This window comes from Hymenobacter sp. BT559, from assembly GCF_016427535.1.
In the GTDB taxonomy this organism is placed as follows: Bacteria; Bacteroidota; Bacteroidia; order Cytophagales; family Hymenobacteraceae; genus Hymenobacter.
Map to the genome: position 1 here is coordinate 688,591 of NZ_JAELXV010000002.1, position 22,407 is coordinate 710,997.

The following is a 22,407-nucleotide window of genomic DNA, read 5'->3' on the forward strand; positions in this document are numbered from 1 at the left end:
CCTAGGCCGCCGCCACTGCCAGCGGCTGCTGGTGCTTTTTGCGGTTGTGCTGCCGGCCGCGCCACACCAAAAAGCCCGTAACGGGCAAGCTAGCGCAAACAAGGCTGACGGTGAACGCGATAATCTTGCCACCCAAGCCCAGGATAAGGCCGGTGTGCAAGTCGTAGTTCATATCTGCTAGCTTCTTGCCGTTGCTCTTGCTATCGTGCAGTTGAGCCATCAGCAGCTGGCCGGTGCGGGGGTGAAAGCGGTACTCGTCGCGGTGGTAGTAGTGCAAGGACTTGGCGTAAGCGGTGCACCACACGGGCATAGCGGCGTCGGCGGTGGGGCCGATGAGCAGCATCTGGGCCTGGGGCGACTGCTGCCGTAGGTGGGCGTAGGCAATATCCACCACTGGCCTGGCAGGGCGGGCCGTGAGTAAGGTATCGACCTTGGGCTCAGCATTTTCGGCCACGATGGAGTGACCACCGTTGGCCAGCGCGCCCATGCCATCCATAAGCCACTCGTAGCTGATGGACAGACCGGTGAGCGCCAGCACCAGCCCTAGGGCACTGGCATAGAAGCCCAGCACGTTGTGCAGGTCGTAGGTACGGCGCTTGGGCGAAGCCTGCCACTTCACCGAGAAGCGCTGCTTACGGGCGGCTTTGTTGCGCGGCCACCACAACACCAGCCCGCTGACGAGCATGACCACAAACGTGATGACGGCAATGTCTACCACCCACTTGCCGATGGCAGGCGGCAGCAGCAAATACATGTGCAGATACTGCACAATGGTAAAAAAGTCGCTCTGCAGGTTCTGCACCTTCAGCAGCTGGCCGGTGTAAGGGTTCAGGAAGGCGTAGTACACTTCTTCGCCTTTGCTCAGGTACACGGCCGTCGAGCGGTCGGGGCCGTTGTAGGTAGTCCAGGAGGCCGCGAAGCCAGGCTTAGCCTGCACAGCCGTGGCCTGCAGCACCGAAGGCAGCAGCATGGGCGTGGCCTGCACTTCTACCTTACGCCAAGGCTGCGTCAGGTCCCGAATTTCGTCTTGAAACACAAACACTGCCCCCGACAGGCTCACGATGAGCACAATCAGCCCCGAGGCCAGCCCTAGCCACAGGTGCAGCTTACCAATTGCTTTGCGGAAGGTCATAGTTCTATAAGCTGTTAGCCGTTGGCTGCTAGCTAGTGGCTTTTCCGAATAGCGGAGGCCAACAGCTAGCAGCCAACGGCTAACAGCTAAAGTTAAGATTAAAACTTGTATGCCACCGAGCCGATGATGCTGCGTAGCTTCTGCGGGCTCATGGTGGTATAGCCTATCCAGTAGTGCTTGTCGGTGAGGTTGTCTACTTTCACCGACAGGCGGTATTTAGGTTGGTCGTAGAAGGCGCTGGCATTCAGTACAGTGTAGCTAGGCAGGGTAAACACGCCCAGCGCCACGCTGTTCACAATCTTGTTGTCGCTGGCGTAGTTGCCGCCAAAGCCCAGGCCCAGGCCTTGCAGCGGGCCTTCGGGTTGGCGGTAGCTTACCCAGGCATTGGCCAGGTAGGGCGAGGAGGCCGTTTCAGGGCGGCGGCCATTCACGTTGTCGGCCGATTTTACGTATACCGAGTAGTTGTAGGCAAAGCCCCCCACGATGTTGAGGCCGCGCACGGGGTTAGCCGTCAGGTTTAGCTCGGCGCCGCGGCTCCACTGGTTGGCATCTTGTAGCTGAGCCGAGGGGTTAGCGAGGGTGGGCGCCAGGCGCAGGCGGTTGGCCACCCGAATGTCATAATAGCTAACCGTAGCACTCACGCGGCCGCCAGCGGCATCTAGCTTCACACCGGCCTCCCACTGGTTGGCGCGCTCGGGCTTGGCAATGGTGGCCACGGTGCCGCCCGGCGCCAGAAACGAACCTAGGTTGGTAAAGCTGTTCTGGTAATTGGCAAACAGCGCCACCCGGTCTTTCACCGGCTGGTACACAATGCCAAACTTGGGCGAGAGAGCCGTCTGAGAATACGCTTCTACCGGCGAATACAGAATACCGCCTTTGTTGTCGAAGTGGTCAACGCGCAGCGCGGCCAGTACGCTCAGCTGGTCAGTTAGATTCAGTACATCCGACAGGAAGGCGCTGTACGTGTTCGTCTTGGTTGTAATCAGGTAGTGCGCGGGTGGGGTAGTGGCATAGGCAGCAGCCACGGCCGCGCCCGTAAAGTCGCGGTACGCATCGGCACCTAGGCCAAGGGGGCGCGAGTCAAAACTACCCCCAAGAAAATCTACGCTTGAGTCAAAGCGCTGAAAATCTAGACCTAGTACTACGCGGTTGCGCAGGTTGCCAAGTTGAAAATCGCCGTTGAACAGTTGCTGCACCTCAAAAATCTGGCGGCGGCTATTTTGCGTCGATTGGTCGGCGCGAGCAATCGACAGCGGCCCACCATTAGTGCCTGGCGACAGGTAGAAATAGGGCCCGAAGCCGTTGGAGAAGCTATGGCTGCTGGTAAGGTAGGTAGTAGAGGTAAAGCTCGGCGAAATCTGGTAGCGCACCTGCCCAAACAGGTTGGTGCTGCGCGAGTCCTGCGTCAGGCCGCTGCCCTGGTACGACTGCCGGTAGTCGAGTGGTAGCTGGTCGGCACGGTCGGCCCCGAGTTGGGCCGCCGGGGAATAAAAGAAAATAAGCTGCTTGCCTACGTTGGTGCCTTTGAAAATCTCGGCGTCGAGGTTGATGGTCAGCCGGTCGTTGGGACGGTATTGCAGGCTGGGGGCTACGGCCAGGTTTTTGGTAAAGCCCGTGTAACCGACGTTCTGGAAGTTGTCTTCGTAGGTGTAGGCCGTGTTTAGGCGCAAGGCCAGTTGCTTGGGCTGGTCGGCGGGCACGTTGCTGTCCACCAGGTTCACGTCGGCGCTCACGCGGTGAAAGCCGTAGCTGCCAGCCGCCACGTTGAGCTCGCCGCCAAAGCTGTCGAGCGGCTTCTTAGTTACGCGGTTAAGCAAGCCGCCATAGGAGGTAAGCGAGCTGCCAAACAGCGTGCCCGACGGCCCTTTGATAACCTCTAGCTTTTCTAGGTTGATGGCGTCAATATCGCTGGTGACGTTGCCTGCCACGCCGTTGCGCAGCTGGCTCGATACTACAAAGCCCCGGCTAGCGTAGAAAGCGCCGCCATCGCCTCCGCGGCCAGTAGCTTCCCACATTTTTTGCAGACCCGGTACGTTGCGTGTGGCATCATCTACCGAAAATACCAGTTGCTCGGTCAGTAGCTCCTTGCCCACGGTGGCGTATACCTGCGGGTTTTCCAGGTTTTTGAGCGGCATCTTGGCCACGTCTACGCTGACGGGGCGGTTAAACTTGTTGGTGCGGTTGCCGCGTACTACTACTTCCTTCAGCTCAGCCGCGCTCTCAGTCAGCGCAAAGTCTACGGTCGCCGTTTGGCCGGCCGTTACAGTCACGGTGCGCTGCTCGGTTTTCAGACCTACCGCCGACACCACGATAGTGTACTCGCCCGGCGCTACCTGCCGAATGCGAAAACGCCCCTGCTCGTCGGTCAGGTCCCCTTTTGTTTGTCCCTGCAAGCCCACGCTTACGGCCTCTACTGCCCCACCATTACTGTTGGTGACGCGGCCATTGATGGTGCCAGTAGTCTGAGCCTGGGCGGTAGTTGCCGCGGCACAGACTACTAGCGGAAAGAGTAGGTAACGAGAGGGGTTCATTGAAACTTTAATTAGAAGCAATCTAAAGAAGTTGCAAATTAACAACCACTAGGGGGCGCGCTCAAAATTTGTTTAGAATTAATCTACACAAATGCGTGATGAGCTTATATAGAAAAAGGGACCCTAGGGTCCCTTTTTTATAAGTAAACGGGCAAAGCTCAGCTAGGCCCTAGGCCCGAATGCTATGCACAAACTCTTTGATAGCCAATGGCTGACGCTCGGCTGGCGTTTGTTGCAAGAGTCGAATAAACGCGCTGCCAATAATAGCACCCGTGGTGTGCCGGCTCGCCGCCGCAAAGCTAGCCGCGTCGCTGATACCAAAGCCCACAAGCGTCGGATTTTGTAGACCTAGGGCCTTGGTGCGGCTGAGGTAAGCGTCTACGTCGGCGTTCATGTCGGTTTGGGCGCCGGTGGTACCAGCGGCAGCTACCAGGTAGATGAAGCCATCGGCTAGGGCATCGAGCTGGCGCACGCGGGCCGCGCTAGTTTGAGGCGTCACCAGGAACACTACTTTCAGGCCGTACTGTGCAAACAGCGGGCGATACTGGCGCTCGTATACCTCAAGCGGCAAGTCGGGCAGGATGACGCCATCTACGCCCGTGGCTTGGCACCGCTGGCAGAATTTTTCGACCCCAAACTGCACCACCGGGTTGAGGTAACCCATGAGCAAGATGGGCACCGTAATGCCTTGCTCCCGAATGCCCTGTAGTTGCTCAAACAGCTTGGCTACGGTCATGCCGTTTTCGAGGGCCTGCTGGTTGCTGCGCTGGATGGTTTCGCCGTCGGCCACCGGGTCGGAGTACGGCATGCCAATTTCGACAAGGTCGGCGCCCGCCTCTTGCAGTGCTTGCAGGATGGAAACAGTATCGTTGAGCTGAGGAAAGCCGGCCGTGAAATAGACGTTGAGGACGTCGGCCGTTTTGCGTTGAAAGAGTTCGGTAAGGCGGTTCATGGGAAACTAGAAGAGTCAAATCGTCGGTCATGCAGACCGCAGCGAAGCATCTCGCGTGGCGCAGTAATTCTTGGCGTAAGCAATGAAGCGAGCGAGATGCTTCGCTGCGCTCTGCATGCCGAGCGTAGGCTAGGCGTATTCTTCCAAGTGCTTGGTGTAGGTAGCCAAGTCCTTGTCGCCACGGCCCGATAAGCACACGACCACCACATCGTCTTTTTTGGCTCCGATGAGCGGCAGGCAAGCTAGCGCGTGGCCCGTTTCGAGGGCCGGAATGATGCCCTCTAGCCGCGAAAGCTGAAACGCCGCGTCCAGAGCTTGCTTGTCAGTAATCGATAGAAACTCGGCCCGCCCAGTAGCGAAGAGCTGCGCATGCTGCGGCCCGATGCCGGGGTAATCGAGCCCCGCCGAAATGGAGTACGGCTCGGTTACTTGCCCGTCTTCGGTCTGCATCAGGATGGTGCTGGCGCCGTGCAGGATGCCGGGCTTACCTAGGGCCGTGGTGGCGGCCGAGTGGCCCGAGGCGATGCCCTGGCCAGCGGCTTCGGCGGCAATCAGGCGCACCTTGGGCTCGTCTAGGTAGTGGTAAAACGCGCCGGCTGCATTGGAGCCGCCGCCCACGCAAGCCAGCATAAAGTCGGGCGTGGCGCGGCCGGTTTGGTGCAAAAGCTGACTGATGGTTTCGGCCGAAATAACCGACTGGAACCGGGCCACCATGTCGGGGTAGGGGTGCGGGCCCACCACCGAGCCGATGATGTAGTGCGTGTCGGTGGGGTTCGAAATCCAGTGGCGCATGGCCTCGTTGGTGGCGTCCTTCAGGGTCTTGCTGCCGCTTTTGGCGGGCACCACTTTGGCCCCTAGCATGCGCATGCGGTCCACGTTGGGCTTCTGGCGCTCGATGTCAATTTCACCCATGTACACAATGCATTCCAGGCCCATAAGGGCGCACACGGTAGCCGTGGCCACGCCATGCTGGCCCGCGCCGGTTTCGGCCACGATACGCTTCTTGCCGAGACGCTTAGCCACCAGTATCTGACCGATGGTGTTATTAATCTTGTGTGCGCCGGTGTGGCACAAATCCTCGCGCTTGAGGTAAATGGTCGTGTTGTACTCCGCCGACAAGCGCTTGGCCAGAAACAGCGGCGTTGGCCGCCCCACGTAGTCGGTTAGCAGCTGCTGAAACTCGCGCTGAAACTCCGGGTCTTGGGTAATGCGCAGGTAGTTATCGCGCAGCTCCTCCACGTTGGGGTACAGCATTTCGGGCACGTAGGCGCCGCCAAAGGGGCCGTAGTAGCCGTGGGCATCAACCTGGTAGGGCGAGGGGGCAGTAGCAGTCATAAGTTCAGTTATCAATTAGCAATGAGCAATTATCAGTTGGCGGACTGCTGATGCAAGCGCTGCAGCAGTCCGCGGGTGGCAGCCACATCCTTTACGCCGGGCGCGATTTCGAGGTGGCTGTTGAAGTCGAAGCCGACGAGCTGGGGGTGGTGAAAATCGAGCAACGCACCTAGGTTATCCGGCCCTAGGCCGCCGCTCAGCAAAAAGGGCGTAGTACCCGTGTAACCAGCCAAAATTTGCCAGTCGAAGGCCGTGCCATTGCCGCCCGGCAGCGCCCCTTTGGTATCAAATAGAAAGAAATCGCAGCTCGGCTCATATGCCGCTAAGGCGCTGAAATCAAAGGTATCGCCCACGGCAAAGGCCTTGATGACGTGCAAGCCTGCGTCGTGCGCCTGCTGGCAATAGGCGGGGCTTTCGTGGCCGTGTAGCTGCACGTAGTCGAGGGTGTAGGCGCAGTTGATAGCTCGTACCTCGGTCAAATCAGCATCTACGAACACACCCACTTTAGCAATAGTGGTAGGGAGACTACGCACCTGGACTGGGTCGAGGCTGTCGCCCACGTAACGCGCCGACTTTGGGTAGAAAATGAACCCCACAAAATCGGGGTCAAAGTCGGCCACGGCCAGCAGGTTGGCCGCTTCGCGCATGCCGCAGATTTTGATTTTCATAGCTGCCTAAGAAGCCGAAACCGGGCCGGATAGTTCGCTTACCAGCCCCGCCAGTGCTGCTGCCGGGTCGGCGGTTTTCATAAATGTTTCTCCTATCAGGAAGCCCTGGTAGCCTACCGCACGCAGCGCCTGGATGGTACTGGCGTGCTGCAAGCCGCTCTCGGCCACCTTTACAAACGTGTTGGGGATGAGCGCCGCTAGCCGCGCCGAAGTGTCTACATCGGTCGCGAAGGTGCTCAGGTTGCGGTTGTTCACGCCTACCAGGTCCACGCTGTCGGTAAGGTGGCCGTGCAGCTCGGCTTCGTCGTGCACTTCGAGCAGCACTTCCAGCCCTAGGCTGTGCGCAAACTCGCTGAACTGCACCACCTCGGCCGGCGTGAGGCAGCTGGCAATGAGTAGAATCAAATCGGCACCTAGGGCCCGCGCCTCCGTAATCTGGTACTCGCTGATGATGAAATCCTTGCGTAAAATCGGCGTATTCGGGTTGGCCGCCCGAGCCGCTTGTAAGTCGGCCGGCGTGCCGCCAAAAAACGGCTCGTCGGTGAGCACCGACAGCACGGCCGCGCCCGCCGCCACGTAGCCGGCCGTGGTGGCGGCGGCCTCGGCCGTGCCGTTAATCAGGCCCTTCGAAGGCGAGCGCCGCTTAAACTCCGCGATGATGCCCGTGGAGCCTGCGGCCGTAAGCGCCGCCCGCGCCGACACCACTGAGCGGGTGAAATCAGGCTGCGAGCGTAGCGCTTCAACCGAAGTTTCGGCCTCGCGGCGAGCTACTTCCTGGCGCTTTTCGGCTACGATTTTATCAAGGATAGTCATAAGAGTGTTGTCGTTCGTCATGCAGCGCGGAGCGAAGCATCTCGCTCGCACCGTCATTAACGGAAGGAATTACTGCGCCACGCGAGCTGCTTCGCTCCGCGCTGCATGACGACCGTATTTTGATGCAAGAGAATTAATTCAGTGCCAATAGCTTCTCAAACGCCTGGTGCGCCCGGCCGCTATCCAGCGACTCGGCGGCCTGGGCTAGGCCCTCGGCCACATTGGCCGCCCGGCCAGCGGTGCGCAACGCCAGGGCGGCATTGGCAAGCACGGCGTTGCGGTGGGCCTCGGGGGCCTCGTTGCGCAGCACCTTCATAAAAATGTGCGCCGCTTCGGCCACCGTGTCGCCGCCAAATAGCGCCTCGGGTGTGGTCTGCGGCAGCCCTAGGTCGGCGGGCGTCAGCAGTTCCTCGCCCTGCCGGCTAATGAGCTTTACCGGCCCTGTCAGCGATACCTCGTCGTAGCCGTCGAGACTGTGCACTATCAGGAAGTCGCGGTTCGTCTCTTGCTGGTGTAAGTAGGCGTAGAGACGCGCCAACTCCAGGCTGAACACGCCCACCAGTTGCAAGCGCGGCCGGGCTGGGTTCACCAGCGGCCCAAGCATGTTGAAGAAAGTTTTTACGCCTAGTTCCTTCCGCAGCGGCGCCACGTTTTTCAGGGCCGGATGAAACAGCGGCGCGTGCAAAAAGCAAATGTTCGCCTCCTCTAACTGCCGCTTCAGCTGGTCGTTATCGGCCGTAAACTTGACGCCTAGGTGCTCCAAAACGGTGCTGCTGCCGCTGATGCTCGATACGCCATGGTTGCCGTGCTTGGCAATGGGCTGGCCCGCGCCGGCCAGCACGAAGGCTGATAAGGTAGAGATATTGAAGGTGTTGCGCCCGTCGCCGCCGGTGCCACACACGTCCATGGCATCCACGCCGCCTAGGTCTACGGGGCGGCACAGCTCCAGCAGGGCGTTGCGGAAGCCTGCCAGCTCTTCTACCGTCACGCTGCGCATGAGGTACACGGTAAGGAAGGCCGCAATTTGGGCTGGGTTGTACTGGCCTTGGGCGATGCCCAACACTACGCGGTGCGCCTCTTCCTGGGGCAGTGTGCGGTAGGCAAAGAGGTGGTTGAGAGTGTCTTTCAACTTTATAGAGAGCTAAACGATGGTCATTGCGAGGAGAAACGACAGACGGGTTGCTTTACCCATTCACCCAGTTAGCCAGCATGGTTTTGCCGTGCTCGGTCAGCACCGATTCGGGGTGGAACTGCACCCCTAGGACATCGTAGTCGCGGTGGGCAAGGGCCAGCACCTGGCCATTTTCGTCCACGGCAGTTACGCGCAGCTCGGCGGGTACATCGGTGGGCGCGATGGTCCAGGAGTGGTAGCGGCCCACGCGCACATCGTTAGGCACATCGTTGAAGAGCCGATTGTCGGCCGCATCGGGTGTTTGGTGCAGCACGTGCGCCACGCCGTGGTGCACCTCGCCTAGGTTGGCAAGCTGGCCGCCGAAGGCCTCACCAATGGCCTGGTGGCCCAGGCACACCCCTAGGATATGCTTGGTCGGCGCATAGCGCTTGATGAGCTCGGGCATGATGCCCGCCTCGCTCGGGATGCCAGGGCCGGGCGACAGCAAGATGTGCGAGTACTTCTCAACCTCATCGAGGCTGATTTTATCGTTGCGAAACACGTCTACTTCCTGGCCCAACTCGCGCAGCATATACACGAGGTTGTAGGTGAAAGAGTCGTAGTTGTCGAGAACCAGGATAGCCATGTTTTTCAATTAGCAATTAACAATGAGCAATTATCAGCGGGTGGGGCGATATAAAACGTCTGTCATTGCGACCGCAGCGGAGCAACCGCACCTGAACGGCTCGTCTGGATGTGATTGCTTTGTTATGCTCGCAATGACAGACGTTTTATAAATGATACTTCTACACCTTTTCGGCCTGCTGCAAGGCGGCGCGTAGTGCGCCCAACTTGTTGTGCACTTCCTGCAATTCGCTGGCGGGCACCGACTTTGCGACTACGCCCGCGCCGGCTTGGTAGTAGAGTGTGTTGTCTTTGCTTAGGAAGGTGCGAATCATGATGGCGTGGTTGAAGTCGCCGCCGAAGTCGAGGGCGCCGATGCAGCCGCCGTAGAAGCCGCGCTGCGTGCTCTCGTACTGGTCGATGAGCTGCACGGCCCGGTACTTGGGTGCGCCCGAGAGCGTGCCGGCGGGGAAGGTTTCGCCCACTACGTCGAGCGGTTCGGTATCGGCACCAAGCTGGCCCACTACCTTAGATACCAAGTGAATAACGTGCGAGTAGTACTGAATTTCCTTGAAGCGCTCCACGGCCACCACGTCGCAGCGGCGGCTGAGGTCGTTGCGGGCCAAGTCTACCAGCATCACGTGCTCGGCGGTTTCCTTGGGGTCGTCGAGCAGCTGCTGGGCTAGGCGGGCGTCGGCGGCATCGTCGCCGGTGCGGCGGAAGGTGCCCGCGATGGGGTAGAGCACGGCCTGGCCCTTGTTAATTACAATCTGCGACTCGGGCGAGGAGCCGAAAATCTTATAGCTGCCGTAGTCGAAAAAGAACAGGTAGGGCGACGGATTGAGCGAGCGCAGCGCCCGGTACACGTTAAACTCATCGCCCTGAAACCCTTGCTGAAAGCGCCGCGACAGCACAATCTGAAACACGTCGCCGCGCTGGCAGTGGTGCTGTCCTAGGCGTACGAGCTCCAGAAATTCCTCATCGGTGGCGTTAGAAGACTCTTCGCCCGCCAGCCGGAAGGGGTGCGTAGCAAAATTACGGCTCTGAATGAGCGTCTCGATGCTGTCGAGCGTGTCGGCGGCGGGTTCTTCACCTTCGCTTAGGTACTGGTGCTCGAATAGATACAGCTCGTCTTTGAAGTGGTTGATGGCGATGACGTAGCGAAACGCCTGGTACACGATGGCCGGCACCGTGCTGGCGCCCGGCTTGTCGCGCAGCGTCACGTCCTCAAAGTTTTGCACCGCCTCGTAGGCCATATGCCCAAACAGCCCGTTGGTAATAAAAGGCAGCCCCGAGGGCGCGGCCGGCTGGAAGCTCTCCCGAAACTCGCGCAGCAGCCCCAGGGCCTGGCGTGGGTCGGGGAGCGTAGCGGTAGTGGCGGGCTGGCCGGGGCACTGGGTAGTGAGCTGGTTTTTATCGAGCTCGAAGCGCGCTACCGGGCTAAAGCAGAGGTAGGAAAAGCTGTTGTTGTTGCCGTGGTAGTCGGAGCTTTCGAGCAGCAGCGTACCCACAAACTGGTCGCGCAGGCGCAGGTAGAGGCTCACCGGCGTGAGGGTGTCGGCCAGCAGCCGGCGATGGTGGCTGTGGACAATGGTAGCGGAGGAAACTTCAGAGGCAGCCGACATGGCAGAGAGAAAACGGGAAGCTAAAACAACAAAAAAGCCCGCTGCGGTGAGCAGCGGGCTTGGAGAATCTCGAGGGGTTCAACCAACTATATATGCCTAATGCTCAGCCTTTGGGAAAGGTTGAGTGCCACCAGCTTTGCGAAACGGTTGCGTAAAAAGACATAGTTGAAATCGGTTTACGGGGGCAAAGGAACGACGCTTTTGGAGAAAAGCAAATTTTTGAAGCGAAAAGTTAGTGACTTGCTACTTCTCCATTACTGCAAAATCAATGTTAACCTTATTAGTCGCCGGGTCGGGCTTGGGGTTGACATCAACTTTATTGGGGTTAACGAGGCCACTTGCAGCCAGATTGCGTTGAGCCTGCAGCAGCTTGGCGCGGCTGAAAAGCTCACCAGGATTTAGGCCGATTAGTTGGCTCAATGCCGCTGGCTGAGGCGCATTAGGAGCCAATCCTTTTTTACTGTCTTTTGCTCTTACCAAGACGGTGACAGTATTGATGTGCGCTACCGGACCTTCGTTGATAGTGAGCACCAAGTCGGTAGTGCCGTCGGGCCGGGTCGTAGCAGTGGGCGTGACCTGGAAAAATAAATAGCCGTGGTCCATGTAGCGCGAAGTAACGTCGCTGTTATCGGGCCGGTAGGCTAGCGTCTTTTCCAGTGTCTCTTTGCTGTATGGGTCGCCGGTTTTCAGACCTAGGGCCTCGTTGAGCTGGGCTGTAGTCAGGTACTTATTACCCTGCCAGGTGATAGTGCCAATGCGGCCTTGCGCCTTGGCCGAAGGCGTAGCAGCGGGCCGGCCAGCCGCTACCGACGGTGCCGGGCCTAGTGCGGCGGCGCCTACCCAGGCCAGAGCAGCTACTGGCACAGCGGATAAAAAACGAAGCTTTTTCATAGGAGAAGAAGGGGGAAAGGTGAGCATGTGAATGCGCTGGTTTACTTGCTTGGCCGCGAACGGGTGCACCAGCGAGGTAGGAAGCGGCCCGGCGGCCAGCTTGAGCAGCAGGTGCCCGTAGGCCGTGCGGCTGCCGGCCGGGCGCGTCACGGCGGCATCGGCCAGGTATTCGTGCACCAGGCGCAGCTGCCGCTGGAAGTAGAGCACGAGCCCGTTGAACCAGAAAAACCACCCTAGGGCCTCGGCCAGCAGCAAATCGAGCGAGTGGTACTGCGCGCCGTGCACCTGCTCGTGTTGCACCAGCAAGGCGTATTCGGCGGCGCTGAGCTGGGCGTGGGCGGGCGACAGAAACACGGAGCGCCCAAACGAGAATGCCGGCCGGCTGGGCTCAGGCAGCTGCACCAGCCAGCCCCGGCCTAGGCGCGAGCGCGGGTGCCGCCGCCGGAGGCGATACAGCCACCCTAGGTGGCGAACCGTGCCCCACGCCCGGTAGCCTACGCCCAGCCAGTACACGGCTAGTGCTACACTTAGCCAGGAAACGCTAGCCGTGGTGGCGGCTGTAGTAGCCGGCGCCACGGCGGCGCCTAGGTGCCACGCCGGCAGCGTGGTGGCCGCGGGCAGCGCCGCGGGCCACAGCAGTTGTGCCCAGGCAGTGGGCAGCGCCACCAGCGGCAGCACTACGCTCAGCACGAGTGCGCTCAGCAGGTAAGCACGGTTCCAGCCAAAGGTGGAGAGCCGGACCAGTAGCAGCCAATAGCCGAGCGCAAAAACGCCCTGGCAAACTGTGGCCGCAGCCAGGTACAAAACGAAGCTGCTACCCACGGCCGGTAGCGTTCTTGGCTTCGTCCTCATCCAGCAGCTTGCGCAGCTGCTGAATCTCCTTTGGGTTCAACGACTCCTCGACCATGTATGACACCAGCGCGGCGGGCGAATTATCGAAGTAGCGGGCGAGCATGCGCTTTAGGCTTTGCGCCCGATATTGCGCCTTGCTGATGAGCGGAAAGTACTCGTAGGTCTTGCCGTAGGCTTTGAAGCCCACGTAGCCCTTGCGCTCTAAGATGCGCACCACCGACGACACGGTGTTGTAGGGCGGCTTGGGGTCGTCGGGCAGGTGCTCGATGATATCCTTCACGAATGCCTGCTTCAACTTCCAGAGCGCCTGCATAATGGGCTCTTCGGTTTTAGTTAATTCCTCCATGAGTCAAATGTATAACTAATGTTTCAGTTATAAAACTATTTCATAAGTTTTATAACGTACTTACCAGTTAAGTCACTATTAAGCATTTTTCTTAGGGCTTAAGTTGGCGTGCAGTAGGTAGTGTATATTTGCTGATTATTAGATGATAAGCATCATTATTTTGCTGCCATCTTATTCTCATTTTTATAAAGTATAGCACATAGTTTATATGAAGCAATTGATACTTCTTCTCTTAGCTGGTAGCCTGTCGGCGAAGGCCCAAGGCTCCTTAAATAGTGGCTTACTAGGCCGATTCCCGTTCGATAATAATTTGATTGACGCTACTGGTAACATTGCAAACCTTAGCAATGCCAACGTGGCATATGGCCTCGATGCGCGCAACCAAACCAATGCAGCCTTACGCTTGGTAGCTAATGGCGAGGTATCTATCGAGCCCAGCGGGCTACTAGATTTTGGCACTACCGGAAGCTTTTCTTTCAGTGTCGCTTTTCGCACGCTCGCGTCGGGTACCCAGGCTTTTTTTAGCAATCAAGGGTCCTATAACGCAACTAGCTCAGCCGACTCGAGAGGTTGGAGCCTAGGTTTCGATAACACGCAAGTAGGTAAGCTCTACCTCAATCTAGTGCGAATCAGCTCTACTAATGGCGGCCTAGGTCTAGCCACGCAGGCTAGTTTTAATGATGGGCTATGGCATACCGCGGTAGTAGTGGTCAATCGTACTAGTCGGCAGATACGGCTTTTTGTAGATGGAACTGCTCAGCCGCTCACCTATGTGTCGTCTAATCCTACCTATGGTGCAGTAGTGGGCTCAACATTCACGTTGGGTAGCACCGCTACAATGTTTGTAGACCTCTCACCGGGTTATTCGTTGAGCTTGCTAAATGTCAGCCGTCCTAATAATCGTTTTGGTTTGAGCTACAATGGGTGGCTAGATGAAGCTCGCTTTTATAACCGCGTGCTGACGGACGGCGAAATACAAACTCTATCGGGACAAGTACTGGCGACTCTTTCGGCGCGTGAAACCGCTGCTTTGGTACAAGTGGCTCCTAATCCCGTTGGTACTGCTTCATTTACGGTTACCCTTGCTAAGCCCTTAGCAGCTAATCAGCTACGGGTAGTAGACGTGATGGGCCGTGCAGTGCCCATCACTATTGTTGCGCGCCAAGCCAACAATCAGGTCTATGAGCTAAGCGGATTGACGACTGGCTTATACCTGTTACAAGTAAGCTTGCCGCAGGGGTTGGCTGTGCAGCGCGTGCAAATAAACTAAGCACTTAGGTCTAAAAGGTCTAGGTTCGCTTTATAAGTAAAGTCTTGCTATTCGCCCTGCACCAGGCGCGTTTGCTCTGGCTCTAGCTCTACCAAGCCTTGCTTATAAAGCGAACCTAGGGCCTTTTTAAACGTCTTTTTGCTCATGCCCAGGCGGCGGTACACGTCGTCGGCTAGGCTTTTGTCGCCTAGGGGCAAGGTCTTGTTGGGGCGCTCGCGTAGCGCGCTGAGCACTAGGTTGGCGGCAGTTTCGATTTCGTCATACCCGGCTTGGCCGAGACGCACGTCGAGCTTGCCATCGGGCCGAATCTGGCGCACGTGGCCGGGCAGCAATTCGCCCACACGCAGCGGTCGAAATACTTCGTTGCCGTAGAGCAGGCCCGCGTGCGTGCCGTTCACGATGACGGAGTACCCTAGGGGCGTTTCTTCAGCAACGAGCAGTTGCACGCTCGTGCCTTCAGCGCCTTCGAAGGGCTCGGGGCTCAGGAACTGCTGCCACTTGGCCGAGGCCACGAGGCGGTCGGAGGCATCGTCGAGATACACATACACGAGCACGCGGTCGCCCACGCGCACGGCTTGGCGCTGGTTGGCGTGGGGGAGGAGCAGGTCTTTTTCAAGGCCCCAGTCGAGGAAGGCACCGGGCGCGCCCATGTCGCGCACCGTGAGGGCAGCGAAGCTATTGACTACCGCCAGCGGCTCTAAAGTCGTGGCAATAAGCCGGTCTTCGGAGTCGCGGTACACAAATACGCGGATGGTATCACCCACGTGCGCGCCCACGGGGCGGTACTTTTCGGGCAGCAGTAGGTCGCCGTCGTCGCTGGTAAGGTAGAAGCCGATGCTGACTTCGCGGGCTATTTCGAGGTCGTTAAAATCGCCGAGGTGAAGCATGGGGTAGGGGCTGAAGTTAGGGCAAAGGTCGGTATGGCTTTGCCAAGGTTGTGTGCCACAAGCGCGCCGAAAGTTGGCACAGCCAGCGCACGAGGGCCTAAAATAAAGCCAGCCGGTTTCCTAGGTAGAAGCCGGCTGGCTGGGCGCTATAAAACCGATTCCTAAGCGTAGGTAGTAGTGCCGAGGTTAGCTTGATGTATTCACGAGTAACGCTCGAGTAAGAGCCCACCTGGTAGGCCTTAGCTACCTATTTGGTTAGCTTGGCAATGAGCGGCTGCAGGTGCTGGCGCAGCTCGCCTATCTGCTCCACGCTCATGTCGAAGCAACTGCCGAGCTTAGTAGGTATTTCCTGAGCTTGCTGCTCGAGCGTGCGGCCGGCTGGCAGCAGCGTAATAATGACCGAGCGCTCGTCGTGGGTGGCGCGGCGGCGGCTAAGCCAGCCGCGCTGCTCCATGCGCTTGAGCAGGGGCGTGAGCGTGCCCGAGTCGAGCAGTAGCTTTTCACCCAGCTCCTTCACTGTCAGCGACTCGTGCTCCCAGAGCAGCAGCAGCACTAAGTACTGCGGATACGTGACGCCTAGGGTGTCGAGCAGCGGCTGGTAAGCCTTGGTGATGAGGCGCGACAGGGCATACACCGAAAAGCAAAGCTGGTTGTCAAGCTTTAACAGCGGGTTGCAGTGCGGGTTGGTCGAGTCGTTCATAGACTTCTGATAGTATAGCGCAAAATTAGTTGCTAAATGTTTGATTGTGCGCAACCGAAATTCGTTTTTTCAAGTTCAAATTATTTCGCGAGCTAGTGTAAATAACTAAAAAACCGCTCTGGCTTGAGCCAGAGCGGTTTTCATACACCTAGGGCGCTGGTCAGCGCCACTTATTTCTGAACAATATCTTGCTTCAACTCCGGCTCGGCGCCTTGCTCCTGGAGCGAAGGGTAGTCGATGTAGCCGTGGTCGTCGCCGCCGTAGAAGGTAGCCTGGTCGGGCGTATTGAGGGCCGCGCCTTGCTGGTAGCGCTCCACTAAGTCGGGGTTGGCGATGTAAGGCACGCCGAAGGCGATGAGGTCGGCTTCGTTATTGTCGAGCGCGTGCTCGGCCGTTTCCTGGGTATAGCCACCGTTAAGGATGAACGGGCCGGTAAAAATCTTGCGCAGTGCCGGGCCCACGGGCGCCTGGCCGGCTTTGGCGGCCATGGGGTGGCCGGGCAGCGCCTCAATCACGTGCAGGTAAGCCAGCCCAAATTGGTTGAGCTGCTCGGTGACGTAGCTGAAGGTACCTAGGCGGTCGCTGTCGTGGATGCCGCCCACGTTGCCGGTGGGCGAGAGGCGAATGCCTACGCGGTCGGCGCCGAGCACGTCTACGGCGGCCTGCACTACTTCGAGGGCAAAGCGGGCGCGATTTTCGACGCTGCCGCCGTACTCGTCAGTGCGCTGGTTGGTGCCGTCCTGGATAAACTGGTCGACGAGGTATCCATTGGCGCCGTGAATCTCAACACCGTCGAAGCCGGCTTCCTTGGCGTTTTTAGCGGCTTGACGGAAGTCCTCCACCGTGGCCTTTACTTCTTCGGTGGTCAGCGCGCGGGGCGTCGGAATCTCCTCGGGACCATTAGCAGTGAAGGCTTTCACATCCTTAGGCTGCACGGCCGAGGGGGCTACTGGCAGCTCGCCATTCTGGAAGAAGGGGTGCGAAATGGCGCCTACGTGCCAGAGTTGAATAAAAATGCGACCGCCGGCGGCGTGCACAGCATCAGTCACTTTTTTCCAGCCGGCTATCTGGTCTTCGGTATGAATGCCAGGTGTATAGATGTAGCCCACTGCCTGCTGCGAAATCTGCGAGCCCTCGGTGATGAGGAGGCCCGCCGAGGCGCGCTGCACGTAGTATTTCACCGTCGAGTCGGTGGGCACGTTGCCGGGGTTGTTGGCGCGGCTGCGCGTCATGGGCGCTAGCACCAAGCGGTTGGGCAGCGTGAGGGCACCTACTTTAAAAGGCTTAAACAGAACTGAATTTTGGCTCATGAGTAGAAACGCAAACTGAGCTACCAATAGGTAGCTCAGAGTGGTCAGTTAGAATGCAAGTTTGATTTTGCTAGATTATATTGTGAACAACCTATAACGCCGTGAAAGGTTGCGTAAGCAATAGTTTTATTGTGCATACGAGCCGAGTTATCGAGCTGTTGGGGCCGGGCGAGGCCCTAGGTCGCCAATCTACTGGTAATCGTAGCGCACCACAGTAGGCTGCCCAAAGCTGAAATCGCTGAATTGGTATGAGGCGCGTGAGGTCTCAAATAGCCGCAGGCCGTTGGGTGTAATCTGCCCCCTGGGGTAAAAGCCTAGCAGCAGCTGAAAGGTGCGTAGCACCGTTAGCTCATTGCGGAAGCGGAACCCGATGCCAAAGCCCGTGTAGGGCGTCTGGGTGCCGAAGGGCGAGCCACCCCCAATGGTTTGGTTAACAAAAGCCACATCGGCAAAGGCCAGGATGGCCATGCGAAAGCCCAGCAGCGAAAGCGGCGTGTACACGGTGCCCTCGTAGCTGGTAGTGAGGCGGCTGGTGGGCAACACCTGGCCAGCTGGCTGAAAGCCGCGTACCGCGCCGCCCGCCCCGCCTATGCCGCTGAGCAGCACCTCGGCTGGGTAGCGATTGAAGCCCGCCGTGAGGCGCGCATTCAGCAGGTGCCGGCTCTGGTAGTTGCCCATGCGGTAGCGCCGCGTGAAGTACAGAAACTGCCCCGTAAGCAGGCCCTGCTCCCAGCCACCGTCTTGCACGCGCTGAAAAGTACTGAAGCCCAGGCTACCGTAGAGGTAGCCCTGGCGCTCGGAGTAGCCGGCGGTGGCCACCTTGGCGTCGTAGTAGCGGCGGGCGCCCACCGGGTTGGCCTCCATGCCCGCCGTGAAGCTGAGCAGCGTGCCCGCGGGCACGTCTTCGGTGCGCCCAAAGCCGAAGAGATACTTATCCTTATAGTAACGGCGCACCGAGTAGCCCACGGCCCCTAGGTACAGCGTGCGGGTGCGGTCGTCGGGGGTGTTGGTGGGGTTGGTGGTGTGGTTTTCGTGCAGCATGCTGGCCGCTATAATGAGGCGGCCGGGGTTTTCGTACCCTAGGTCGTAGGAGCGCAGGCGCAGTGCCCGCCCCACCCACAGGCTCTGGCTGGTGAAGGACCGGAACTGAAAATTGGGCTGCTGCCCTTCGGCCGGCGGGGCATCGCGGGGCAGCACAATGCGCAGGTTGATGGCATCGAGCGAGAGCGCCCCGGCCCAGCGGGCGCTGGGCGAATAGAAATCGCGCTGCACGGACACGCCGCCCGAGTGCGACTCAAACTCATTGAAGTAATAGCCGCGGCCGTACACGAAGTTGCGGAACGGCACCCGGTACGTGCCCTCGTAGCCCCAGTCCTGCGGCAAGTCGCGCCCGTACTGGTAGCGGTTGTCGAACTGGTGCCCGAGGCCCAGAAAGTTCTGGTCGCCGGCCGTGACGATAGCCTGGGTAGGCGAGCGAAAATCATAGCCCGCCGTGATGCTGAACACGTCGGTTGTGTACACCAAAATATCCACGCTGTCGCGGGTGGCAGTGAGGTCGTTCACTAGCACCCGGGCATCGAGCAGCTCGTCGGTTTGGCGCAGCAGGCGCTCGCTCTCGGCCAGGGCCTGCGGCAGCAGCGGCTGCCCCGGCTTAAACAGCAACAGCTGCCGGATGCGCGCCGGCGCCGTGCGGATGTGAATGGCATTGCCCGCCTTTTCAAAAAAAGTGCGTGGCTGCCGCAGCGAGTCGTTTAGGCTATAGCCAAAGGCATCGAAAGGCGTGATGGTGACGTGGCGCACCACCTTAAAATTGTGCTGGTCGAACTGCCGGTTGAGCAGCACGGCATCAAGGCCACGCTCTTCCTCCCGAGGGCGCGTGAGCCGAAAAAAAGCTGCCACAGCCCGGCCCGCAATGGTTTTGCGGCGGGTGTAGCGCTGCAAGCTCAGGCGCACCCGGTTTTCGTCAAAACGGCGACCTAGGGAGTCGGCCGGCAGCTCAGGCGCTTCCTCGGCGGCGTGCAGCGAGTCGGGCGGCACGGCCACGCGCGGCGTAAAATCTTGCCCACGCGCCTGCCCTAGGCTGCCCAGTACAAGTAGCCAGCCCAAGAGCAGCGCATAAAAAGAAAAGGAAAGTAGCCTCGACATAGGGCGCACACGCACTCCCGGCAAGTTACGCTTGCGGCCGCAGTAGGCCACCGCCGGGCCCTTACAGCCAGGGTTGTTGGCGGGGAGGGTTGACGCTGTCGGGGCCGCCAGTATAAGCGCTTTTGACGCGCCCGGTAGCCTAGGTGCACTGGGTTTGCTACCTCAGCTATTACTGCAGAAAGTCGGAACCATTTCCAAGAAAATTAGCTTATGACTTGCTTGCTAATATCAACGGCAACCAGTAGTTTTACCCCCGCTAACCCTCTTAGTCAAATGAACGAGCGCATTCAGGAAAAGCTAAGCATATTGGCTGATGCCGCGAAGTACGATGTGTCGTGCAGCAGCAGCGGTGGCAAGCGCAAGAACGAGCAAAAGGGTCTTGGCAACGCCGAAGGCATGGGCATTTGCCACAGCTTTACCGAAGATGGGCGCTGCGTGAGCTTGCTCAAGATTCTGCTCACCAACCATTGTATTTTCGACTGCGCCTACTGCGTGTCGCGCCGCTCTAACGACGTGAAACGCGCCGCCTTCACGGTAGATGAGGTAGTGGACTTGACCATTAACTTCTACCGCCGCAACTACATCGAGGGGCTGTTTTTGAGCAGCGGTATTTTCTCGTCGCCTGACTATACGATGGAGCGCTTAGTGCGCATCATCAAGAAGCTGCGCACCGAGCATAAGTTCAACGGCTACATACACGTCAAGACGATTCCGGGTGCTTCGCCTGAGCTGATTCAGGAAGCCGGTCTGTATGCCGACCGCCTGAGCGTGAATATCGAGCTGCCTTCTGAGCTGGCCTTGCAAAACCTGGCGCCGGAGAAGAACTACGCCGAGATTCTGACCCCTATGGGCCAGATTCGCGACGGTATTATTCAGAATAAAGAGGAGAAGGCACTCTTTAAGAAGGTGCCGCAGTTTGCCACCGCCGGCCAAAGCACGCAGCTGATAGTAGGTGCCAGCGATGAGAACGACCTGCAAATCATCAAGCTTTCCGACAGCCTGTACCAGGGCTACGGCCTAAAGCGGGTGTACTACTCGGGCTACGTGCCCATCACCGACGACGCCCGCCTGCCGCAGGTGACCCAGCCGCCCATGGTGCGCGAGCATCGGCTGTACCAAACCGACTGGCTGATGCGCTTTTACGGCTTCGAGGCCGACGAGATACTGGACCCCGCACACCCCTACCTCGACCTAGAGGTAGACCCCAAGCTGGCCTGGGCCCTGCGCAACCGCCACCTCTTCCCCATAGATGTTAACACGGCCGATAAAGCCATGCTGCTGCGCATTCCGGGGGTGGGGGCGCGCTCAGTCGAGCGCATTGTGCAGGCCCGCCGTTTTGGGTCCCTCACCGCCGAAACCCTGAAGCAGCTCGGCGTAGTGATGCGCCGCGCCAAGCACTTTCTTACCTGCCGCGGCTCGGCGCCGGCCCGCCTAGGCGAGCTCGACGAGCAGCAGATTCGCCGGCAGGTGCTGTTTGGGGGCAAGGCCGTGCGCTCGGCCCTGGTCACGCAGCAGCTCGATTTGTTTGCCCAAGCGGGGTAAATAAGACGGTACGAATAACTTGCAACCTCTGGCTGCCTAGTTACGCTCTTACTGTTATGAAAAGTCTGGTTTCTTTCTCCCTCATCGCCCTAGGTGCCGCCGCGCTCAGCGGCTGCCTCACTACGCAAGAGCCCACCTGCAACTCGACCGGCTACGTGCCCATTGTAGGTGCCACCGGCCCCAAAACTGTTGGCATCAATCAGCCGGCCGTGTTTACCATTAGCTACACGCTGGGTAGCAGCTGCGGCACCTTGGGCGAGGTAACGGCCGTGCCCAACGGCAACGTGGTGCAAGTAGGCGTGGCGGGCGTGTACACCGGCTGCGCCTGCACTACCACCACTACCGTTTCGCAGACGACTTATCAATTTCAAACGGCCACGGCCGGTACCTATCGCATTCAGTTTCTGTCAGGTAATAACAGTGTCATCACCGATACGGTGGTGGTAAAATAAGCCGGCCTAGGGGCCGGAATGCAACCCGCTCAGGCCATTGCGGCCCCCCTTGCCATGCAAATTACTCATCGTGCTCCCGCCGACGCAGCTGCCCTTCTAGACGCGGCAGCCGCTATCCCTTCTGCCGAGCTGGCCCTGCCTGCCCTCGACAAAGCACCGCGCCTCTCTTGCTGCTGCCGCCTCAGCGAGCTGCTGCCCAAGGTGCGCCAGCTACACGATGCCGCCCGCGTGGCCCGCCTCGCCGCCGAGGCCGCCCCGAGCGTAGCTGCCTAGGTCCTTGGCCTAAGCACGGCCGCAACCCTAGGGCGGCTCTGCCAGGTACAAGCCCTTATGAATTATCCGCTGGAACACCACGACGTGCTTACCAATGGCCTGCGGCTGCACGTGGTGCAGTGCGGCCCCGCCGATGGCCCGCTGGTCATTTTGCTGCACGGCTTCCCGGAATATTGGTTTAGCTGGCGAGCGCAGCTGCCCGCCTTGGTGGCCGCCGGCTACCGCGTGTGGGTGCCCGACCAGCGCGGTTACAACCTCAGCGACAAGCCCCTAGGGGTAGAAAACTACGTGCTGCCCACGCTGGCCGCCGACATTATCGGCCTTATCGACGCGGCGGGGCGGGCGCAGGCCGCCGTAGTGGGTCACGACTGGGGCGCTATTGTGGCGTGGTACCTGGCGGCGCATTACCCTGGCCGGGTGGCGCGCACTACCATCATCAACGTACCGCACCCTAGGGTGGTGCTGCCCAACATTGGGCAGGCGCCCGACCAGCTACTGCGCAGCTGGTACATCGCGTTTTTTCAGCTGCCGGGCTTGCCCGAGCGTCTGATGAGGCGCCGCAATTGGCAGTTCGGGGCCACGATGTTGGTGCAGAGCAGTCGCCCCGGCACCTTCAGCGCTGCCGAAGTGGCCCGCTACAAAACTGCCTGGAACCGGCCCGGCGCCATCACCAGCATGATAAACTGGTACCGTGCCCTTACCCGGCCGCCCGTTAGCGACTGGCCACGCATTGGGCAGCCGCTGCAAATCATTTGGGGCGAGCAGGATGCTTTTCTGAATAAAAAATTTGCGCAGCTTAGCTTGGCCGAGTGTGCGCAGGCTACGCTTCACTTTTTTCCGCAGGCCACGCACTGGGTGCACCTCGAAGAAGCCGACAAAGTCAATGAGCTACTGCTACAGTTTTTGCAGCAAGAAGCCGCTATCAATCTCTAACCTTAGGTCAACTAG

Annotated in this window: 20 protein-coding genes; 5 read left to right on the plus strand and 15 right to left on the minus strand. The window is 59.2% G+C overall.

Annotation, left to right across the window (positions count from 1 at the left end; translation table 11 throughout):
• Position 1: 1 nt before the first annotated feature.
• From JAO77_RS09480 to JAO77_RS09530, 11 genes are all read right to left on the minus strand, one after another.
• Positions 2-1,132, minus strand: coding sequence for a PepSY-associated TM helix domain-containing protein (locus JAO77_RS09480; RefSeq protein ID WP_198990096.1), 1,131 nt, complete (start codon positions 1,130-1,132; stop codon positions 2-4).
• Between the two features lie 98 nt (positions 1,133-1,230).
• Positions 1,231-3,663, minus strand: a complete 2,433-nt coding sequence (locus JAO77_RS09485) for a TonB-dependent receptor (RefSeq protein WP_198990098.1) — start codon at positions 3,661-3,663, stop codon at positions 1,231-1,233.
• A 169-nt stretch (positions 3,664-3,832) separates the two neighbouring features.
• Positions 3,833-4,615: a tryptophan synthase subunit alpha gene (gene trpA, locus JAO77_RS09490; protein WP_198990101.1), complete on the minus strand. Its 783-nt coding sequence runs from the start codon at positions 4,613-4,615 to the stop codon at positions 3,833-3,835.
• A gap of 129 nt (positions 4,616-4,744) precedes the next feature.
• The gene (gene trpB, locus JAO77_RS09495) at positions 4,745-5,950 is read right to left on the minus strand and encodes a tryptophan synthase subunit beta (RefSeq protein ID WP_198990103.1); all 1,206 of its coding nucleotides are present in this window, start codon (positions 5,948-5,950) and stop codon (positions 4,745-4,747) included.
• 32 nt (positions 5,951-5,982) lie between these two features.
• Positions 5,983-6,618 carry a phosphoribosylanthranilate isomerase gene (locus JAO77_RS09500; protein ID WP_198990105.1) on the minus strand — a complete coding sequence of 212 codons (636 nt, stop codon included), beginning with the start codon at positions 6,616-6,618 and terminating at the stop codon, positions 5,983-5,985.
• A 6-nt stretch (positions 6,619-6,624) separates the two neighbouring features.
• Positions 6,625-7,431: an indole-3-glycerol phosphate synthase TrpC gene (gene trpC / locus JAO77_RS09505; protein WP_198990107.1), complete on the minus strand. Its 807-nt coding sequence runs from the start codon at positions 7,429-7,431 to the stop codon at positions 6,625-6,627.
• 133 nt (positions 7,432-7,564) lie between these two features.
• Positions 7,565-8,560 carry an anthranilate phosphoribosyltransferase gene (gene trpD / locus JAO77_RS09510; RefSeq protein ID WP_198990109.1) on the minus strand — a complete coding sequence of 332 codons (996 nt, stop codon included), beginning with the start codon at positions 8,558-8,560 and terminating at the stop codon, positions 7,565-7,567.
• A 55-nt stretch (positions 8,561-8,615) separates the two neighbouring features.
• Positions 8,616-9,188 (minus strand): anthranilate synthase component II, encoded by a 573-nt coding sequence (locus JAO77_RS09515; RefSeq protein ID WP_198990110.1) that lies wholly within the window; start codon positions 9,186-9,188, stop codon positions 8,616-8,618.
• A 160-nt stretch (positions 9,189-9,348) separates the two neighbouring features.
• Positions 9,349-10,791 carry an anthranilate synthase component I family protein gene (locus JAO77_RS09520; RefSeq protein WP_198990112.1) on the minus strand — a complete coding sequence of 481 codons (1,443 nt, stop codon included), beginning with the start codon at positions 10,789-10,791 and terminating at the stop codon, positions 9,349-9,351.
• Positions 10,792-11,034: 243 nt separating this feature from the next.
• Positions 11,035-12,486: a POTRA domain-containing protein gene (locus JAO77_RS09525; protein WP_198990114.1), complete on the minus strand. Its 1,452-nt coding sequence runs from the start codon at positions 12,484-12,486 to the stop codon at positions 11,035-11,037.
• A 10-nt stretch (positions 12,487-12,496) separates the two neighbouring features.
• Positions 12,497-12,880: a BlaI/MecI/CopY family transcriptional regulator gene (locus tag JAO77_RS09530; protein ID WP_198990116.1), complete on the minus strand. Its 384-nt coding sequence runs from the start codon at positions 12,878-12,880 to the stop codon at positions 12,497-12,499.
• Between the two features lie 208 nt (positions 12,881-13,088).
• Between JAO77_RS09530 and JAO77_RS09535 the strand changes: the two genes are divergently transcribed.
• Complete coding sequence (locus JAO77_RS09535; RefSeq protein ID WP_198990118.1) at positions 13,089-14,150, plus strand: LamG-like jellyroll fold domain-containing protein; 1,062 nt, start codon at positions 13,089-13,091, stop codon at positions 14,148-14,150.
• Positions 14,151-14,197: 47 nt separating this feature from the next.
• Here the strand turns inward: JAO77_RS09535 and JAO77_RS09540 are convergent, their stop codons facing one another.
• The 4 genes from JAO77_RS09540 to JAO77_RS09555 form a co-directional block, all read right to left on the minus strand.
• The gene (locus JAO77_RS09540) at positions 14,198-15,037 is read right to left on the minus strand and encodes a CvfB family protein (RefSeq protein ID WP_198990120.1); all 840 of its coding nucleotides are present in this window, start codon (positions 15,035-15,037) and stop codon (positions 14,198-14,200) included.
• A gap of 247 nt (positions 15,038-15,284) precedes the next feature.
• Positions 15,285-15,737 carry a MarR family winged helix-turn-helix transcriptional regulator gene (locus tag JAO77_RS09545; protein ID WP_198990122.1) on the minus strand — a complete coding sequence of 151 codons (453 nt, stop codon included), beginning with the start codon at positions 15,735-15,737 and terminating at the stop codon, positions 15,285-15,287.
• A gap of 170 nt (positions 15,738-15,907) precedes the next feature.
• The gene (locus tag JAO77_RS09550) at positions 15,908-17,047 is read right to left on the minus strand and encodes an alkene reductase (RefSeq protein WP_198990123.1); all 1,140 of its coding nucleotides are present in this window, start codon (positions 17,045-17,047) and stop codon (positions 15,908-15,910) included.
• Between the two features lie 189 nt (positions 17,048-17,236).
• A complete protein-coding gene (locus JAO77_RS09555) occupies positions 17,237-19,153 on the minus strand; it encodes a BamA/TamA family outer membrane protein (protein ID WP_198990125.1) in 1,917 nt (638 codons plus the stop codon).
• Between the two features lie 312 nt (positions 19,154-19,465).
• On the opposite strand from JAO77_RS09555, the gene JAO77_RS09560 reads away from it, so the two are divergent.
• The 4 genes from JAO77_RS09560 to JAO77_RS09575 are packed head-to-tail and all read left to right on the plus strand — an operon-like array spanning position 19,466 to position 22,392.
• Entirely contained in the window at positions 19,466-20,734 is a 1,269-nt protein-coding gene (locus JAO77_RS09560) for a putative DNA modification/repair radical SAM protein (RefSeq protein WP_198990127.1), read from the plus strand.
• A gap of 56 nt (positions 20,735-20,790) precedes the next feature.
• Complete coding sequence (locus tag JAO77_RS09565) at positions 20,791-21,186, plus strand: hypothetical protein (RefSeq protein ID WP_198990128.1); 396 nt, start codon at positions 20,791-20,793, stop codon at positions 21,184-21,186.
• Positions 21,187-21,240: 54 nt separating this feature from the next.
• Positions 21,241-21,459, plus strand: a complete 219-nt coding sequence (locus JAO77_RS09570) for a hypothetical protein (protein ID WP_198990130.1) — start codon at positions 21,241-21,243, stop codon at positions 21,457-21,459.
• A gap of 57 nt (positions 21,460-21,516) precedes the next feature.
• Entirely contained in the window at positions 21,517-22,392 is an 876-nt protein-coding gene (locus JAO77_RS09575; RefSeq protein ID WP_198990132.1) for an alpha/beta fold hydrolase, read from the plus strand.
• Positions 22,393-22,407 lie beyond the last annotated feature (15 nt).